This window comes from Pseudomonas sp. MS646 (assembly GCF_036693845.1).
Taxonomy (GTDB): domain Bacteria; phylum Pseudomonadota; class Gammaproteobacteria; order Pseudomonadales; family Pseudomonadaceae; genus Aquipseudomonas; species Aquipseudomonas chlororaphis_E.
This window is the reverse complement of the sequence record NZ_CP144763.1, coordinates 4,009,917-4,023,126: the sequence shown is the minus strand read 5'-3', so window position 1 is coordinate 4,023,126 and position 13,210 is coordinate 4,009,917. Positions and strand designations below refer to the sequence as shown.

Sequence of the window (13,210 nt, the reverse complement as noted above, 5' to 3'; positions counted from 1 at the left end):
GTAGTGAGTTGCCAATATGTTGAGCGCAATGATGAACCCATTGTGGGAGCGAGCTTGCTCGCGATAGCGCTGGATCAGCTTGCATCGATGTTGAATGTGCCGTCATCGCGAGCAAGCCCGCTCCCACAGGGGAAAGTGTTACTGGACGATTTTCTCACCCTCGATCGTCTGCTCCAGCGCCTGGATGCAGCGTTCTTCGGCAGTGTCGAGTTCCAGTTTCATCTGTTCGATGTCCAGCAATTGCTGTTCGAGCTGCTCCCGGCGCTCGGCGATTTTCGCCAGCATGCTGTGCAGTTGTTTCCGGTTGCCGCTGGTGGGGTCGTAGAGCTCGATCAGCTCGCGGCACTCGGCCAGGGAGAAGCCGATGCGCTTGCCCCGCAGGATCAGCTTCAGGCTGACCTTGTCTCGCGGCGAATAGATGCGTTCCTGGCCGCGACGCTCTGGGCTCAACAGGCCTTGCTCTTCATAGAAGCGGATGGCGCGGGTGGTGATGTCCAGCTCACGGGCGAGGTCGGAGATGCTGTAGGTCTGGCTGCTCATGGAAGCGCTCGAAACGAAGGGGGCTGGCGCTAAGCTAAAGGCAGGTTGACGTTCGCGTCAAGCAAGGAGGTTCTGTACACAAAACCTGTGGGAGCAAGCTTGCTCCCACAATGTTGGTCGCCTAAACCTTGTCGAGCTTCTTCTCATGGGCCGTCACTTGCTGGCACAGCTCGATCATCTGCTCGCGCATCCAGCGGTTGGCCGGGTCCTGGTCGGTGCTTTCATGCCAGTAAAGGTGGGTTTCCACTGGCGGCACATCGTTGACCGGCAATTGGAAGGCGTGCAGGTCGTGGCGGCGGGCGAAGCGTTCGGGCACGGTCATGACCATGTCGGTCTGCTGCAACACCTGGGACGCCATCAGGTAATGTTGGGAACGCAGGGCGATCTTGCGCTGGATGCCCATCTTGCCCAAGGCCAGGTCGACATAGCCCAGGCCATTGCGCCGGCTGGAAATATGCACGTGGGTCTGGGCCAGGTAATCGTCGAGGTTGATCTTTTCCTTGCCCGCCAGTGGGTGCCCCTTGCGCATGGCGCACACGTAGCGGTCTTCCATGAGCTTGACGTGGCGCACCTGCGGGTCGGTGTTGAGCGGTGCATCGACGGCGAAGTCGAGGCGACCGGCCGCCAGTTCCTTGGTGGTCTCACGGCGCTTGGACAGGAAACTCTCGATGGCCACGGTCGGCGCCAGGCGGCGCAGGCGCTGGAACAGCGGCGGCAGGATCACGCCTTCGGTGAGGTCGGTCATGCTGATGCGGTACGTCTTGACGGCCTGCAAGGGGTTGAAGATGCGGCTTTCCTGCACCGACACCCGCAGCAGCGACAACGCGTTGCGCACCGGGCCGATGATGTTCTGGGCCATGGGCGTGGGCACCATGCCCTGGGCGGTGCGCACGAACAGCGGATCGTTGAAGGTTTCGCGCAAACGCGCCAGGGCATTGGACACGGCGGGCTGAGTGATGCCGACGATTTGGCCGGCGCGGGTCAGGTTGGCTTCGGTGTAGATCGCGTCGAAGACGATGAAAAGGTTCAGGTCGACCTTGCTCAGATTCATGGCGCTGCACTCTTGTATTCGGGCGGGTTCTTGGACTTGTTGTGGGTGCCAGGTAACGATGCGAATCAGTGAAACATATATCGGTGATGAATGTTAATACACGCCGAGAATAGGTTAGGTAAATTTTCGTAGCTGAACTAGCATCGATTTCATGACCTGAAATCAACCTCTGCCAAGAAGGTGCTGTCCATGGATTTTGCCTATACCCCCAAGGTTCAGGAATTGCGTGAACGCGTCACGGCGTTCATGGATGCCTATGTCTATCCGGCTGAAGCGGTGTTCGAGCGGCAAGTGGCCGAAGGCGACCGCTGGCAGCCCACGGCGATCATGGAAGAGCTCAAGGCCAAGGCCAAGGCCGAAGGCCTGTGGAATTTGTTTCTGCCTGAGTCGGAGCTGGGTGCCGGCCTGACCAATCTGGAATATGCGCCGCTGGCAGAAATCATGGGCCGCTCGCTGCTGGGACCGGAGCCGTTCAACTGCTCGGCGCCGGACACCGGCAACATGGAAGTGCTGGTGCGTTACGCCAACGAGGAGCAGAAACAACGCTGGCTCGCGCCGCTGCTGCGCGGCGAGATCCGTTCGGCCTTTGCCATGACCGAACCGGATGTGGCCTCGTCGGACGCCACCAACATGGCCGCCCGCGCCGAGCGCGACGGTGACCAGTGGGTGATCAACGGCAAGAAATGGTGGACGTCGGGGGCTTGCGATCCACGTTGCAAGATCCTGATCTTCATGGGCCTGAGCAACCCCGATGCGCCGCGCCACGCCCAGCACTCGATGATCCTGGTGCCGGTGGACACTCCCGGGGTGAAAATCGTCCGGCCGCTGCCGGTGTTCGGCTACGACGATGCGCCACACGGCCACGCCGAAGTGCTGTTCGACAACGTGCGGGTGCCGTACGAAAACGTTCTGTTGGGTGAAGGACGCGGCTTCGAGATCGCCCAGGGGCGTCTCGGCCCAGGCCGGATCCACCACTGCATGCGTTCCATCGGCATGGCCGAGCGCGCATTGGAATTGATGTGCAAGCGCGCCGTCAGCCGCACCGCGTTCGGCCAGCCGTTGGCGCGCCTGGGCGGTAACGTCGATAAGATCGCCGACTCGCGCATGGAGATCGACATGGCGCGCCTGCTGACCTTGAAGGCGGCGTACATGATGGACACGGTGGGCAACAAAGTGGCGAAGAGTGAAATCGCCCAGATCAAGGTGGTTGCGCCGAACGTGGCGTTGAAGGTCATCGACCGGGCGATCCAGATCCACGGGGGCGCCGGGGTTTCCAACGATTTCCCGCTGGCCTACATGTACGCCATGCAGCGCACCCTGCGCCTGGCCGACGGCCCGGATGAAGTGCATCGGGCAGCCATCGGCAAGTTCGAGATCGGCAAGTACGTGCCCAAGGAGATGTTGCGCAGCGGGCGCTGAAGACCAGCTTGCATCCGCCGCCATAAGAGCCCTGTGGGAGCGGGCTTGCCCGCGAAGAGGGCGGTACCTTCAAAAGAGATGCAAGCTGACCCACCGCCTTCGCGAGCAAGCCCGCTCCCACGGGGAATGAGTATGTGTCCAAGATGGACGACGCACCGCAAACCCACTGTGGGAGCGGGCTTGCCCGCGAAGAGGGCGGTACCTTCAAAAGAGATGCAAGCTGACCCACCGCCTTCGCGAGCAAGCCCGCTCCCACAGAGGAATATGGCGGTCACCGATATCGCGGCCACCCAGATCCCCTGTGGGAGCGAGCTTGCTCGCGATGGCGGCTCCAGGACTACTCCTTGACGCTCATGTACTCTTCGGCCCAGCGGATGTATTCCTCGGGCTGGGTGTAGGTGTGGGTCAGTTCAGTGGCGCTGAGGTCCGAGGCCTGGGTGAAGATCTGGCGTTGTTCGCGCAGGCTGTCGTAGGTGGCCTTGATCGCGGCGAAGTAGGCGCCGTGGCCGTCGATGGTGACGCGCACGCCCAGTTCGGCCAGGCGCTTGTCGTCGCGCAGCAGCGGGTTGCCGTAGGTGACGAGCATCAACGGCACGGTCAGGTTCTCGCTGATCTTTTCCAGGTGCTCGAAGTCTTGCACGCCCACCATGCAGATCCCGTCCGCCCCGGCTCGTTCGTATTGCTGGGTCCGGCTGATGATTTCCTGGACCGGCAGGATCCCGGCATTGGTCCGGGCAATGATCGCCATTTCCGGGTCGACCCGGGCTTCCAGCGCCGCGCGAATCTTGCCGACGCCTTCGGCCACGCTGATCAGGTCGGTGGACTTGCGGCCAAACTGGGCCGGCAGCAAGGTGTCCTCGATGGTCAGCGCCGCCACGCCGGCGCGCTCCAGCTCGATGATGGTGCGCATCACGTTCAAGGCGTTGCCATAGCCATGGTCGGCGTCGGCGATTACCGGCAGTTGCGCCACGCGACCGATACGGGTGGCCTGTTCGGCGAACTCGCTGAGGGTGATCAAGGCAAAGTCCGGCGCGCCCAACACTTGCAACGACGCGACCGAGCCGCCCAGGATCCCTACTTCAAAGCCCAGGTCGGCGGCGATCCGAGCCGACATCGGATCAAACACCGACGCGGTGTGGTAGCAGGTCTGGGAAGCCAGCAGTTGACGAAAGTTGCGGCGTAAATCTTGATGGGAAAGCCTGGACATGTGAGTTCCACCATTGGAATGGAACGGCTTGAGCAAAAGTGTCAACGCCGAAAGAATCAAAGGCTATCACGTGGCAGGTATAAAGATGATGACGAATGCGCATGGGCCATGCCTGCGGTGCATTGTCGAGTAGGCGGCGAGGCTACGCCGCCACTGCCTGTTGCCCCTGCTTGAGGAGTGCCACGGCGCGCACGGTGTCGCCGGGTTGCACTTGCAGGCGCTTGGCGGTGAGACGGTCGACGAGCAGGCTGTGGCCGTGCTGGTGGGCCCGGGCGCTGGTGACACGGCAGTTTTCCAGGCGTCGGTTATGGATCAGCCACACCGGCGACTGTTCGTCCGGTGCGCCCACGGCCAGGGTCAGCGACTGGCTGTCGCGCACGGTGCGGATCTTCGCCACCGGCGCTTCGATCACGGGGCCTGCGTCGAAAATGTCGATGTAGCCCTTATGGCTGAAGCCTTCGGCATTGAGAATCCGCATGGCCGGCTCGCTGTTTGGATGGGCCTTGCCGATCACCGCCTGGGCCTGTTCGGTGAGCAGGCAGGTGTACAGCGGTTGGCGTGGCATCAGCTCGGCGATGAACGATTTGTTGCCCATGCCGGACAACTGGTCTGCATAGCTGAAGTCCCTGCGGAAAAAGTGCCGTCCCAGGCTGTCCCAGAACGGCGAGCAGCCCTGTTCGTCGGCATGGCCACGCAGCTCGGCGATCAGTTTTTCCCCGAACAGCTGGGAAAACTCGGCCACGAACAGCAACCGTGCCAGGGACAACAGGCGCCCATTGTGGCCATGACGTTGTTCGGGGTGCAGGAACAACGAGCAGATTTCCGATTGCCCGGTCATCTCGTTGTTCAGGAACAGCGTCGGGATCTGTCGCTGGATGCCCAGTTCCGGTGCCGAACCGACGGTCACCCCGACCCGGTAGTTGTACCAGGGCTCGCGCAGTCCCACCGCGCCGGTCAGGGCGCTGATGCCCACCACCTGGTGGTCATCGTCTTCGAGCACGAACAGGTAATCAGCGTCGGCGCGTTCCACTTGCCCGGCAAAGGTGCGCTGGGCCCAGCGCACGCGATGGGCCAGGCGCTCTTCGTTGGCCGGCAGGCTGGTGAAGCCGGGGCCCGCGCAACGGGCCAGGTCCAGCAGCGCAGGCAGGTCGGTGAGGGCGACCGGGCGGACAATCATGATGCTGCTCCTTCGTCGTGTCGGTTCCGGTGCCGATGCGGGAGGTTCATAGGGTCACCACCCGGATCGGGTCGCCTGGCGCGACGCCCAGGGCAGCCAGCAGGTCCGGCGACAGGGCCACCGGGCCTTGCGGGTTCACATCCAGTTCGGCGACGACGGCGCGGTAGTTGCCGAGCCCTTCGTTGCTCACCAGGTACCGGCCCCTGGCGTCGATCTGCGGGCTATGGCTGGCGATGGCGAGCCGGCTCTGGGTGATGGAGCGGATGTTCGCGATGCGCGCATGCAGTGTCGGTCCGCCGTCGAAGAGGTCCACGTAGTTGTTGGTTTCGAAGCCCTCGCGCGCCAGGATGTCGAAAGCGTCCTGGCCGTCGGGATGGACCCGGCCGATACACGCCTGGGCCGCGGGCGGCAGCATCGGCACGTAGATCGGGTATTGCGGCATCAGCTCGGCGAGGAAGGTGCGGCTTTGCAAACCACACAGGCGTTCGGCTTCGACGTAGGGCAGGTCGAAGAAGTGCTGGCCGATGGCGTCCCAGAACGGCGACTGGCCGTCTTCGCTGAAACCGACGATTTCGGTGATCACGCCTTCGGCAAAGCGCTGGGGATGGGCGGCGATGAACATCAGCCGGGCCCGGGACAACAGCTCCGAGGCCGGTGTACGCACGCGCTCGGCATCGATGTGAAAGCTGCGCAGCAGCGTCTGGCCATTGAGGTCCTGGCACAGCGACAGTGCCGGGACCCCGTGCTGGATGTTCAACTCCCGGGATTCGCTGGAAAACGGCCGGTTGCGCAAACTGTAGAACGGTTCGTTGCAACCGGTGTTGGCGAGCACTTCCGAGCAGCCGACCAGGCGCCCGTCATCGAGGTCTTGCAGGACGAAAAAATAACTCTCCCCGCCGGCCTTCTGCACATCGGCCTCCAACGAGGCGCACGAGGCGAGGATTTTCTCCCGCAGGCGCTCGGTGTCGTCTGGCAGCGACGTGACGCCCACCAGGCTGTCCCGGGCCAACTGCTGCAGTTGCGGCAGATCGCTAAGTTGCACTGGACGTAAAGCCAGCATGGATTGCACTCCTGTTCCAGAGGGCCCGGTGCCTGGCACCGGGCTTGACGATCACTGTCGATGTCCACGCATTGTCATCACCGGCGGTCGAACCCTTCGACCGCCGCCCCTCATTGGCCGGTCGGGTCGGGCAGGGTGGTGCGTCCGCCGAATCGGTTCAACGCACACAGGTAGATCACGCCGGCGGCAATCCAGATCAGGCCGAGTTTCTGCGCCCCGACGCCCATGTTGTACATGATGGCCGCGACGATCGCGAAGCCCACCAGCGGGCAGACCAGGTGACGGATGAACTGGCCCGAGCGCTGGCGTCTCCAGTAGTGGTTGATCACGGTGATGTGCAGCAACATGAAGCCACTCAGGGCGCCGAAATTGACCAGGGAGGTGAGGGTGTCCACGGCGTCGATGAACAGGTAGCAGATCAGCAGCGACAGCAGCGCGACCAGGTAGATGCTCACGTACGGGGTGTTGTGCCTTGGATGAACCTTGGCCAACACTTTGGGCAACTGGCCGTCCCGGGCCATGCCGAACAGCAGGCGCGATACCGCCGCCTGCGAGGTGATCGCCACTGCGACGCCCCAGGCCAGGGCCGTGGCGACAGCGGTCAAGGTGGCCAGCCAACTGCCGGCCGCCAGCTCGGCGATTTCATAGAACGCGGTGTCGGCGGACTTGAAGCCCATGCCGGCCGCCAGGTCGGTGGCGATCCAGGTCTGCACCACGAAGATCACCCCCATCACCAGCAGGGTCACCAGCGCCGCCTTGCCGATGCTGCGGCCCGGCTCGTGCTTGATTTCCTCGGCCAGGGTGGAAATGGCGTCGAAGCCCAGGAACGACAACACCGCGATGGACACGGCCTGCATCAGCAGGGCGAAGTTGAAGTGTTCGGGGCTGTACAGCGGCGCCAGGGTCAATTGGCCGTTGCCGGCGCCACCGTGCAGGGCTGTCCAGGCATACGACAGGAAGATCCCCAGCACCACCAGTTGGGCCAGCAGGAACAGGATGTTCATCCGCGCGGTGAAGGTAATGCCCCGCAGGTTGACGAAGGTCGCGCTGAGCAGGAACGCGAGGATGAAACCAACCTTGGGGATCTGCGGGTACAAATGATTCAGCGCCATCGCCGCGTACACGTACAGCAGCGGCGGGATCAGCAGGTAGTCCAGCAACATCAGCCAGCCGGCGATGAAGCCGACGTGTGGGTTGAGACCCCTTTGCGCGTAGGAATAGACCGAGCCGGCTACCGGAAAGGCCCTGGCCATGCTCCCGTAGCTCAACGCGGTGAACAGCATCGCCACCATGCCGATGATGTACGCCAGCGGCACCATCCCCGGCGCCTCGGCGTTCACGTAGCCATACACGCCGAACGGCGCGATGGGGATCATGAAGATCATCCCGTACACCACCAGGTCGGTGAGTGACAGGCTGCGTTTCAACTCCTGTTTGTAGCCAAATGCCTCGATACTCATGAGCCGTTCTCCTTTTCAGCTGTGTAGGTTGTGCTGGCTTGCCGCTGTGCCTAGAGCAGCGGGGCCAGGTATGCACTCCAGGTGCGTACCGCTTCGGGGCTGCGCAGCAAGTCGTTGCGCACCTCGATCAACACCGAATCCAGGCCGCGTCCATCGCCGTGCACCGGAACCGTCATGTCGGTCAACGGGTTGATCTTGTAGGGTTGGTTACCGGCCGCCCGCAGGGAGTGGCGGGTCAGCCCATCGACGATGCGCTGGGCATAGTCCCGGGCTTCACCGAACAGCACGCCCGCTTCCAATGCGCGTGGTTGGCCGTAGAACACCGGGGTGAAACTGTGAATGCCCACCACCCGCACTGGGCGGTTGTCGGCCAGGCGGCGGTCGATCAGCGCGCGCAAGCAATCGTGGAACGGATGGAACAGGCATTGCTGGCGGTAGGCGCGGGTGGCGTCGTCGAGGGACTGGTTACCCGGAACCTGGTAGATCTCGCTTTGTGGCGGGATGCTGTCGGCCACGTGCAATGGGCGGTTCAGGTCGATCAGCAGGCGCGAATAGCGGGCCGACAGCAGCGTCGCGCCGAGGGTCTCGGACAAGCGTTCGGCCAGGGCCAGGGCACCGATGTCCCAGGCGATGTGTTCGTGGGAGGCGGTTTCATCCAGGCCCAGGTCGCTCAGGGCAGGGGGAATGTAGCGGCTGGCGTGTTCGCACACCAGCACCAGCGGGTGTTCGGACTCTTCCCGCAGCAACCGGTAGGCCGGCTCGGTGTAGAGCCCCGACTCGGCACACTCAATAGATTCGCGCATAGTGCTCACAACGCTCGGCAGGTGACAGCGCCTCGGTCAAGGCCAGCTCCTGGGCCTTCAAGGCGAAATAGGTTTCGACCAGCGGGCGGGGCAGGGCTTGAAGCAGCGCCCCGCTGTGACGCAGGCAATCCAGTGCCTGGGCCAGGGTCGTTGGCAGGGCGATAATGCCACGTTCGCGCCGCTGTGCTTCATCCAGCTCATCGGGTATTTCATCGGTCACCGCGTTCAACGGCAGGTGCTGTTCGATGCCCAGTCGTCCGGCGATCAACACGGCGGCCATCGCCAGGTGCGGTGAGGCGGTGGCGTCCATGGCGCGGAACTCCAGGTTGTACTGGCTCGCCACCGACTTGCCCCCCAGGCTCACCGTGGGGCAGATGCGCAATGCCGCCTCGCGGTTGCGCTGTCCCAGGCAGGCATAGGAGGCGCTCCAGTGATGGGGTTGCAGGCGTTCGTAGGACACCGGGGTCGGTGCGGTCAGGGCGCACAGCGCCGGCAGATAGTGCAGCACGCCAGCGGCCCAGTGCTGGCCGAGGCTGGACAGGCCGTTGGCGCTTGCGTCGTCGTGCAGCATCGGGTCGCCGCTCAAGTCCTGCAGGCTCAGGTGCAGGTGCACGCCGTTGCAAATGGCGTGTTCCCCGGTCTTGGGCGCGAAACTCAGGTCCAGGCCCATCTGCCGGGCGATCTCCCGGCTGATTTCCCGCACGTTCACCGCGCGATCGGCAGCGGCCACCCCGAGGGTCGGGCGGCAGGTGATCTCGTACTGGTGCTTGCCGTATTCGGGCAGGAACATCTCCGGTTCGACACCGCCGGCCCGCAGCGCACTGAGCAGCCAGCCGGCGAACCCGGCCTGCTGGCGCTGGGCCTGGAGGCTGAAGGCCAGGCGATCAGGCAGGGCGGGCGTGGCGCTCAGGTTGAACTCATGTTCGAACGCGGCGAAAACCTGCAGCCCCAGTCCGGTGCGGTAACGCTCCACTTCGTCCTGCAGCAGCGTGCGCGGGCAGGCGCCCCAGGGCCGGCCGTCGGTCTCGCGCACGTCGCAGTGGATGAAGTCCAGGGCCGGCGCGGCGCTGTCGGGGCCGTTGTCGACGGTCACCCGGCTGGACAGGTCCGGTATCAGCCGCAGGTCGCCATGGGCGCCCCAAGGGTTGCTTGACGCGATGATGTCCTGGGGCGTCAACGCGCTGTTGGCCGGCACCCAGCCACACCCGGCGCTGACGTAGTGGGCCAGTTCGTCGCTGGGCAGCGAACGCCCGCGGGTCACGCCGATCAGGTCGGTGCTCACCAGTGTCGTCAGGGGCAGCGGTAACAGGCGTGGCGCCGTATCGGGGCGGCTCATGGCTGCATCTCCTGCAAGCGAGCGAGCACGGTGGCGGTGTCGGTGATCCAGCAATAACCCTTGATCGCGTTCAGGCAGGCCAGGTGGCGCTGTTCGGTGTACGTGGCGCAGGCATCTTCCACCAGTGTGACCAGGTAACCGCGGTCGGCGGCGTCGCGGACCGCCATGTCGACGCATTGGTCAGTGACGATGCCGGCGACGATCAGGTGGCGGGTTTCCAGGTTACGCAGCACGTAGTCGATGTTGGTGGAATTGAAGACCCCGGAGGACGTCTTCGGCAGCACGATCTCGTTTTCCTGCGGGGCAAGCTCGGCGATGATCTGCGCCTCGGGGCTGCCCTTGGGCAGGTGCATGTCCGACAGCTTGTGATCCAGGGAGCGGTCGCGGCCATCGGCGGTGAGGCTTTCGATGTGGGTATGCAGCACGTTGTGCCGCGCCGCCCGCATCGCGGCGAGCAAGCGTTGCTGGTTGGGGATCACCTGTTGGCGGGCGCGGCGGATGAAGTACTCGGCCTCGGGGCTGGCGAGGTGGGCATCGAACTGCACTTCCAGCCAGGCGCGTTGCATGTCCACCAGCAGCAAGGCCGTGTGGTCGCGGGTGAACGGCAGGTCCCGGGGCGAACGGTGGGGGAGCGAGAACATCCTTATTTTTCCTCCAACAGGTGCGTGTTGAATGCCGAGCGCAAGGCGTCGATGCCGTCCAGGCGTTCGGCCAGGTCGGGGCATTGCAGCGTCAGGCAGGCGACCAGGGCCTCGACCTGGGCCAGCGCCGGGACCAGGCTGTCGAACGCCGAGACTGACTCGACCGGGGCGCTGATGATCAGGTCGGCCAGCTCGCGCAAGGGCGAAGCGTAGACGTCGCTGAACAGCACGACCCGGGCATGCCGTTCCTTGGCCGCGCTCGCCACTCGCAGGGCCTGGGCCTGGTAGCGCCGGTAATCGAAGATCAGCACCAGGTCCTGGCGCTGGACGTCGAACAAGCGATCAGGCAGTTGGGCGTTGTCCTCCAGGGCAAAACAGCCGGCGCGCAGCAGGCGCAGGTGGTTGAGCAGGTAGTGGGCGAGGAAACTGCTGAAGCGCCCGCCGAAGCAATGCACCTGATGGCGGCTGTCGAGCAGCCATTGCACCAGGATGCGCACGTCTTCGGGTTGGGTCAGGGCCTGCGTGTCGCTGAGGTTGCGTTGACTGACCGCCAGGTAGTGGCTCCAGGTATCGCCCTGCTGGGATTTGGCCCGCGGTTGCAACAGCGTGCGCGGGGAGCGCAGGCGGTGATCCATGTCACTGAGCAACGCCTCCTGGAATTCGGCATAGCCACCAAAGCCGAGCTTTTTCACCAGCCGCACGATGGTCGGGTCGCTGACACCAGCGTGGTCCGCCAGGCGCGACATCGGCCCCAGGCCATTGCGTGGGTAGTGGTCGAGCAGGGCGCGTACGACCTTGCGTTCCGACGGCGTCAACACCAGGCCGGGATCGGTGATCAGGTCTCTGAGAGGCGGCATCCGTGCTCCTTGCCGGGATGGGTGTTGGATTTCTTTCATAACTCCTGAAAATAGTATTTATGTAGCTGGTGCTACATGTCCAGCGCTTTTTACGTCCCGTTTAAAATGACCGGGTAGGGTCCGAAAGCGCCGTAGGACATGGCTTTGGTCGAAGTGACTCGGTATGTCAGCCAATGCTTTTTGTTGTGTAAGAAATAACGCCATTTTGTCTCGGTTATTTGATTTCGTATAAGGTGCTGTACAAGTAAAAGCCTGAATATGCCGGCGATGAACCGCTTTTGAATGTGTGGGAGTTCCTGCGTGCAAGCCACTCGCCTGACCCTGATTTGCCATGCCCGGACCGTCGCCCAGAAACACGCGCGTTTCGGCCTGGATGAGCCGCTGGACGCCGATTGGCTGGCACAGCGTCGCAGCGTCGGCGATGACTACCGCCACGTTCGGCACCTGCTGTGCGCACCGGAGTTGCGCGCGCGCCAGACCGCCGCGGTGTTCGGCCTCGAGCCTGAGGTGACCGAGGCCCTGGCCGATTGCGACTTGGGCAACTGGCGCGGGCGGTCCATCGACGAGCTGTTCAAGGACGAGCCGCGCGCAGTGCAAGCCTGGCTCGACGACCCTGAGGCGGCACCCCACGGCGGTGAGTCCGTCGCCGCTTTGTGCCGCCGGGTCGGCGACTGGCTGGCGAACCTGGAAACCCGGCCAGGGCACGTGCTGGCCGTCACTCATCCCTTTGTGATTCGCGCGGCGCTGGTCCATGTCCTGGGCTGTAGCGCCGCCTTCAACCGGATCGACATCGAACCACTGTCCGCCGTCGAGTTGCGCTTCAATGGCGTCTGGCGATGGCGCACCCAGGGCCCTGGCCAGGAGACGTCAGCATGAAGCAGCTATTGGTCATCGGCATCGGTGCCGGCGATCCGGATCACCTGACCATGCAGGCCGTCAAAGCCCTGAACCGAGTGGACGTGTTCTTTCTCATGGACAAGGGCCCGGCCAAGGGCACATTGCTGGATTTGCGTCATGAGATCTGCCGGCGCTACATCGTCGATCACCCATACCGTTTCGTCACCGCCGACAGTCCCGAGCGCCAGCGTGGCGAGGTGGACTATCCGACCAGCGTTGAAGACCTCAACCGCGCGAAACAGGCCACCTTCGAACGGCTGATCAATGATGAGTTGTCCGACGGGCAGTGCGGTGGCTTCCTGGTGTGGGGCGACCCTTCGCTGTACGACAGCACCGTGCGCATCCTGCAGTCGATCCTCGACGCGGGCCGTTGTGCCTTCGAGTTTGACGTGATCCCCGGCATCAGCAGTGTCCAGGCCCTTGCGGCTCGCCATCGCGTGCCGCTGAACAGCATTGGCGGCGCGCTGGAGATCACCACCGGGCGGCGCCTGGCGGCGGGGCAGGTGAGCGACGCCGCCAGCGTGGTGGTGATGCTCGATGCCGAGGACGCGTATCGCCAAGTGAGCGATCCGGATACGCAGGTCTACTGGGGCGCTTATGTCGGGACGCCGGATGAAATCCTGATCCAGGGGCGGCTGGGGGACGTGGCCGACGACATCGAACGCACCCGCAAGGCCGCGCGCAAGGCGCATGGCTGGATCATGGATACTTACTTGTTGCGCAAGCCCTGAAGCTGTCCATTGTTTGTGCGGGCGCTATTGC

At 63.8% G+C, this 13,210-nt stretch carries 13 protein-coding genes; 3 read left to right on the top strand and 10 right to left on the bottom strand.

Features of this window, described 5'->3' with window-relative positions; all coding sequences use genetic code 11:
• Window positions 1-138: 138 nt before the first annotated feature.
• Both V3H56_RS17585 and V3H56_RS17580 read right to left on the bottom strand, forming a co-directional pair.
• On the bottom strand, window positions 139-540 hold the full coding sequence (locus V3H56_RS17585; protein ID WP_047739173.1) for a MerR family DNA-binding transcriptional regulator: 402 nt from the start codon (window positions 538-540) through the stop codon (window positions 139-141).
• A gap of 121 nt (window positions 541-661) precedes the next feature.
• Window positions 662-1,591: a LysR family transcriptional regulator gene (locus V3H56_RS17580; protein ID WP_042729061.1), complete on the bottom strand. Its 930-nt coding sequence runs from the start codon at window positions 1,589-1,591 to the stop codon at window positions 662-664.
• A gap of 189 nt (window positions 1,592-1,780) precedes the next feature.
• Here V3H56_RS17580 and V3H56_RS17575 point away from each other — a divergent pair, with 189 nt between their 5' ends.
• Window positions 1,781-3,010, top strand: a complete 1,230-nt coding sequence (locus V3H56_RS17575; protein WP_042729060.1) for an acyl-CoA dehydrogenase — start codon at window positions 1,781-1,783, stop codon at window positions 3,008-3,010.
• 337 nt (window positions 3,011-3,347) lie between these two features.
• Here V3H56_RS17575 and V3H56_RS17570 read toward each other — a convergent pair whose 3' ends face one another.
• The 8 genes from V3H56_RS17570 to V3H56_RS17535 form a co-directional block, all read right to left on the bottom strand.
• Window positions 3,348-4,217, bottom strand: a complete 870-nt coding sequence (locus V3H56_RS17570; RefSeq protein WP_042729059.1) for an oxaloacetate decarboxylase — start codon at window positions 4,215-4,217, stop codon at window positions 3,348-3,350.
• Window positions 4,218-4,359: 142 nt separating this feature from the next.
• The gene (gene astA / locus V3H56_RS17565; protein WP_047739172.1) at window positions 4,360-5,394 is read right to left on the bottom strand and encodes an arginine N-succinyltransferase; all 1,035 of its coding nucleotides are present in this window, start codon (window positions 5,392-5,394) and stop codon (window positions 4,360-4,362) included.
• A 46-nt stretch (window positions 5,395-5,440) separates the two neighbouring features.
• Complete coding sequence (locus tag V3H56_RS17560; protein WP_042729057.1) at window positions 5,441-6,454, bottom strand: arginine N-succinyltransferase; 1,014 nt, start codon at window positions 6,452-6,454, stop codon at window positions 5,441-5,443.
• A gap of 110 nt (window positions 6,455-6,564) precedes the next feature.
• Window positions 6,565-7,914, bottom strand: coding sequence for an APC family permease (locus V3H56_RS17555; RefSeq protein WP_047739171.1), 1,350 nt, complete (start codon window positions 7,912-7,914; stop codon window positions 6,565-6,567).
• Between the two features lie 50 nt (window positions 7,915-7,964).
• Entirely contained in the window at window positions 7,965-8,717 is a 753-nt protein-coding gene (locus tag V3H56_RS17550) for an N-formylglutamate amidohydrolase (protein ID WP_338473682.1), read from the bottom strand.
• Window positions 8,701-10,053, bottom strand: a complete 1,353-nt coding sequence (locus V3H56_RS17545; RefSeq protein ID WP_338473681.1) for a glutamine synthetase family protein — start codon at window positions 10,051-10,053, stop codon at window positions 8,701-8,703. Before V3H56_RS17545 ends, V3H56_RS17550 begins: the two co-directional genes overlap by 17 nt.
• Window positions 10,050-10,694, bottom strand: coding sequence for an isochorismatase family cysteine hydrolase (locus V3H56_RS17540; protein ID WP_047739168.1), 645 nt, complete (start codon window positions 10,692-10,694; stop codon window positions 10,050-10,052). Before V3H56_RS17540 ends, V3H56_RS17545 begins: the two co-directional genes overlap by 4 nt.
• A 2-nt stretch (window positions 10,695-10,696) precedes the next feature.
• Window positions 10,697-11,551, bottom strand: a complete 855-nt coding sequence (locus tag V3H56_RS17535; protein ID WP_042729688.1) for a MurR/RpiR family transcriptional regulator — start codon at window positions 11,549-11,551, stop codon at window positions 10,697-10,699.
• A gap of 300 nt (window positions 11,552-11,851) precedes the next feature.
• On the opposite strand from V3H56_RS17535, the gene V3H56_RS17530 reads away from it, so the two are divergent.
• Complete coding sequence (locus V3H56_RS17530) at window positions 11,852-12,427, top strand: histidine phosphatase family protein (RefSeq protein ID WP_338473680.1); 576 nt, start codon at window positions 11,852-11,854, stop codon at window positions 12,425-12,427.
• Window positions 12,424-13,179, top strand: a complete 756-nt coding sequence (gene cobF, locus V3H56_RS17525; RefSeq protein WP_338473679.1) for a precorrin-6A synthase (deacetylating) — start codon at window positions 12,424-12,426, stop codon at window positions 13,177-13,179. Before V3H56_RS17530 ends, cobF begins: the two co-directional genes overlap by 4 nt.
• The last annotated feature ends 31 nt before the right edge of the window (window positions 13,180-13,210 follow it).

Excerpts from the sequence above, each read along its gene's own strand:
- V3H56_RS17585 (WP_047739173.1), bottom strand. The coding sequence starts at position 540 with ATGAGCAGCCAGACCTACAGCATCTCCGACCTCGCCCGTGAGCTGGAC.
- V3H56_RS17580 (WP_042729061.1), bottom strand. The coding sequence starts at position 1,591 with ATGAATCTGAGCAAGGTCGACCTGAACCTTTTCATCGTCTTCGACGCG.
- V3H56_RS17575 (WP_042729060.1), top strand. The coding sequence starts at position 1,781 with ATGGATTTTGCCTATACCCCCAAGGTTCAGGAATTGCGTGAACGCGTC.
- V3H56_RS17570 (WP_042729059.1), bottom strand. The coding sequence starts at position 4,217 with ATGTCCAGGCTTTCCCATCAAGATTTACGCCGCAACTTTCGTCAACTG.
- astA (WP_047739172.1), bottom strand. The coding sequence starts at position 5,394 with ATGATTGTCCGCCCGGTCGCCCTCACCGACCTGCCTGCGCTGCTGGAC.
- V3H56_RS17560 (WP_042729057.1), bottom strand. The coding sequence starts at position 6,454 with ATGCTGGCTTTACGTCCAGTGCAACTTAGCGATCTGCCGCAACTGCAG.
- V3H56_RS17555 (WP_047739171.1), bottom strand. The coding sequence starts at position 7,914 with ATGAGTATCGAGGCATTTGGCTACAAACAGGAGTTGAAACGCAGCCTG.
- V3H56_RS17550 (WP_338473682.1), bottom strand. The coding sequence starts at position 8,717 with ATGCGCGAATCTATTGAGTGTGCCGAGTCGGGGCTCTACACCGAGCCG.
- V3H56_RS17545 (WP_338473681.1), bottom strand. The coding sequence starts at position 10,053 with ATGAGCCGCCCCGATACGGCGCCACGCCTGTTACCGCTGCCCCTGACG.
- V3H56_RS17540 (WP_047739168.1), bottom strand. The coding sequence starts at position 10,694 with ATGTTCTCGCTCCCCCACCGTTCGCCCCGGGACCTGCCGTTCACCCGC.
- V3H56_RS17535 (WP_042729688.1), bottom strand. The coding sequence starts at position 11,551 with ATGCCGCCTCTCAGAGACCTGATCACCGATCCCGGCCTGGTGTTGACG.
- cobF (WP_338473679.1), top strand. The coding sequence starts at position 12,424 with ATGAAGCAGCTATTGGTCATCGGCATCGGTGCCGGCGATCCGGATCAC.